This window comes from Micrococcus sp. LASM2_SD2 (assembly GCF_057364565.1).
Genome location: NZ_JBNFOB010000247.1, coordinates 1 through 3271, shown reverse-complemented (window position 1 = coordinate 3271; position 3271 = coordinate 1). Strand labels below are relative to the sequence as shown.

Annotated in this window: 3 protein-coding genes; 1 reads left to right on the top strand and 2 read right to left on the bottom strand. The window is 72.5% G+C overall.

What is annotated here, in order from left to right; all coding sequences use genetic code 11:
* Positions 1–1067, bottom strand: a 1067-nt coding sequence (locus AC2W7A_RS10805; protein ID WP_485991355.1) for a protein kinase domain-containing protein, incomplete at its 3' end; no start/stop codon positions are given.
* A gap of 102 nt (positions 1068–1169) precedes the next feature.
* The gene (locus AC2W7A_RS10800) at positions 1170–2480 is read right to left on the bottom strand and encodes a LysM peptidoglycan-binding domain-containing protein (RefSeq protein WP_485991354.1); all 1311 of its coding nucleotides are present in this window, start codon (positions 2478–2480) and stop codon (positions 1170–1172) included.
* A 311-nt stretch (positions 2481–2791) separates the two neighbouring features.
* On the opposite strand from AC2W7A_RS10800, the gene AC2W7A_RS10795 reads away from it, so the two are divergent.
* Entirely contained in the window at positions 2792–3175 is a 384-nt protein-coding gene (locus tag AC2W7A_RS10795; protein WP_485991353.1) for an Rv2175c family DNA-binding protein, read from the top strand.
* The last annotated feature ends 96 nt before the right edge of the window (positions 3176–3271 follow it).

Here is a 3271-nt window from a genome sequence, read left to right as displayed (position 1 = left end):
GTCCGTGGTGGGCGGGGCGGCGGAGGCGGGGGGCCTCCCCCGGGGGGGGAGGCGGGGGCCGGTCGTCGGGGAACGGCCGGGGTAACGGGGACCACGGAGGTGGGGCTGGGCGCCCGAGGGGGGCCGGCTCGATCACCACGGCCGCGTTCTCCAGGCTCTCCTCGCTCCTCCGGCCCGGGCGGGGCGGGGAGCCGGTCCAGGAGGGAGTCGGGGGTGGCGGCCAGCAGCCGGCGGACCTCCTCGGCCAGCTCGGCGGCGTCGGCGGGCCTGTCGGCCGGGTCCGGCTCGGTGCACCACAGGACCAGGTCGCACACGGCGTCGGGGACACCGGGGGCCGCCGTGCTCGGCGAGGGCACCCGGCTGCGGACGTGCTCGTAGGCGACCTGGACCGGGCTGTCCGCGGTGTACGGCTGGCGGCCGGTCAGGAGCTCGTAGAGCATGATCCCGGCGGCATAGACGTCCGAACGGGCGTCGGCGTCCGCCCCGGACACCAGCTCGGGAGAGAGATAGGCCACCGTGCCCACGAGGGCCTGTCCGCCCGAGGTGTGGGAGGTGGTCGCCCGGGACAGGCCGAAGTCGGCCACCTTGATCCGCCCGTCGTCGCCGACGAGCACGTTCTCCGGCTTCACGTCCCGGTGCATGAGGCCGGCGGCGTGGGCAGCGGCCAGTCCCTCCAGCACGGGCAGGAGGAGGTCCAGGGCCCGACGTGTCGTCAGCGGGGCCTCGTCCCGCACGATCCGGCGGAGGGTGCAGCCCGGCACGTACTCCATCACGAGATAGGCGACGACCTGACCGCCGGGGCCGTCCGCGTGGCCCTGGTCCAGCACCCCGACCACGTGGGGATGCGCCAGCCGAGCCGCGGTCTTCGCCTCGCCCTCGAAGCGCTCCACGAGCGCGGGGTCCTCCGCCAGGTGCGGGAGCATGGCCTTGACGGCCACCTCGCGGTCCAGGCGGGTGTCCAACGCCAGGTACACGGTGGACATGCCGCCGCGTGCCAGGCGCGCACGGATGAGGTAGCGCCCGTCGAGGGTCGCACCCACCAGAGGATCCGTGTGCGGGGGAGTCATTCCACCAGGGTAGAGCACACCCCGCAGACGCCACCGGCCCGCACACCGAGGGCGTGCGGGCGGTGAAGGACGCCTGCAGGCGGGTCCTCTGTGCCTGCCGGATCAGAACATCGCCATGGCGGCCTTCACCCGCGCCACGTAGGCGAGGGTGTCCGGCTTCATGCCACGGCTCATCACGCCGCCGTGGCCCTGGTAGTAGGCGCCGATGCCCATGTCCCGGGTCGGGGTGTTCTGCTGCATGTACCGGATGATGGCGACGCCGGCGGTGGCGTTGTCATGCGGGTCCAGGAGGTTCAGCTCGCGGCCGACCAGTTGGGAGGCGAACTCGCCGGCCACCGGGATGACCTGCATCGCGCCGAGGGCGTTCGCCGGGGACACCGAGCGATGCTGGAAGCGGGACTCCGTGTAGGCGTGGGCCAGGGCCAGGCGCGGGTCCACGCCCATGCCCTGGGCGGTCTCGCGGATGATCTGCTGCATCTCGGCCGGGCTCGGGGCGGGAGCGGCCTGCAGACGGGCGTAGTTCTCGTTCGCCGAGGCGGTGACGTGCTCCGGGTAGGTGTAGTGGAGGAACGTGTTGCCGATCGGACGGTCCGCCGGGACCGGGGCGGTGGACTTCGGTGCGCCGTCGTCCACGATCAGCACGTCGCCGACGTACATCGGGGACGAGACGGTCATGCCGTTGAGGTCGCGCAGCTTCTTCACGGAGATGCCGAACTTCTGCGCCACGCGCCACGGTGAGTCACCCTTGACCACGGTGTAGCGGACGACCTCGCCGGAGGTCGAGGAGGTGCGCTGGACCGGGGTGGCCTGGCGCTGCGGCTCCGGGGCCGACTGCTCGGCGGGGGCCCCGGCCGCGGCACCGGTGCCGGGGACCTTCAGGACCATGCCCGGGTGGAGCATGGTCGAGGCGGACATGCCGTTGGCCTGCTGCAGGGCGGCCATGGTGGAGCCCGTGCGCTTGGCGATGATCCACCAGCCGTCGTTGCGGCGCACCGTGTAGGTGGTCGCGGACTCGCCGGAGCGCTCGGAGGACGCCGGGGCACGGCGCTCGGCGGGCTGCGACGCAGAGGCCCCGGTGGGCAGCTGGATCTTCTGACCGGCGTAGATGACCGTGCTGTAGTCCATGCCGTTGAGGCGGAAGACCTCCTTCAACGGCACCCGGTGGGCCCAGGCGATCTCGGAAAGGGAGTCGCCGCGGCGGACGGTGTAGGCGGTGGTCGCGGCCCCGGCGGTGGCGCCGGAGGACGACGGCGAGGGGCGCTGTTCGGCGGAACGGGGCGCCTCCTCCGCCTGGGCCGGGGCGGAGCCGAGGAGCATGAGCGGCACCACTGAGGTGGTCAGGGCCGAGCGGACGAGTCGCTGACCGGAGGCGCGCTGCGGGGCGGGCGCCGTCGGCGGCAGGGGAGCTGACATGGGTCGATTACCTCACGAGGTGTCGATGACGGTGATGGGAAGACGCAGCGGCCACCCGCCGCGTGATCACACAACGATCTCGCCAACAACGGCGTGTCGTGTTGACGAGATCATTCTGTGACCTTTGTGAGAGTAGTGGAGAATCGCGATGAGTGCCAGGCTGCAGACATAGAATGAGCTGAGAAAATGGTGCATCCCAGGTCGTAGCGGCGTGTCGCATCCGGGGCGCTGATGTCAAGTCGCCTACCGGGCCTGCGGGCGCTCCGAGACCGCGCCGTGACCGGAGGGCGCCGGGCCACTATCGTGGAGCCGTGAACACCAGCGCCGCCTCCGATCTGATCCCCGCCGACCTCGACGCCCTCGTGGGGGAGTGGCTGACGCTCCCGGACGTTGCCGAGCGGCTCGACGTCGTCGTCACCCGCGTCCACAACCTCGTGAAGGACCGCAGGCTGCTGGCAGTCCGCCGCGGGGAGCGGGCCGTGCGCAGCGTCCCGGCGCTGTTCCTCACTGAGACCGGCCTCGTCGAGCCCGTGCACGGGACGCTCGTGCTCCTGGGCGACGCCGGGTTCTCCGACGAGGAGGCCCTGCGCTGGCTCTTCACCGAGGACGAGACGCTGCCGGGCCGTCCGATCGACGCGCTCCGGGACGGCCGCAAGACCGAGGTGCGGCGCCGGGCGCAGGCATCCGCCTGGTGAGCAGGCGGACCGTCAGGCCGTGCGGTGCAGCAGGGCGTCCATGAGCCCGTGGAGGTCGGCGACCGCCGACGGCTCGGCGCCGGCCGCCTCAAGCCG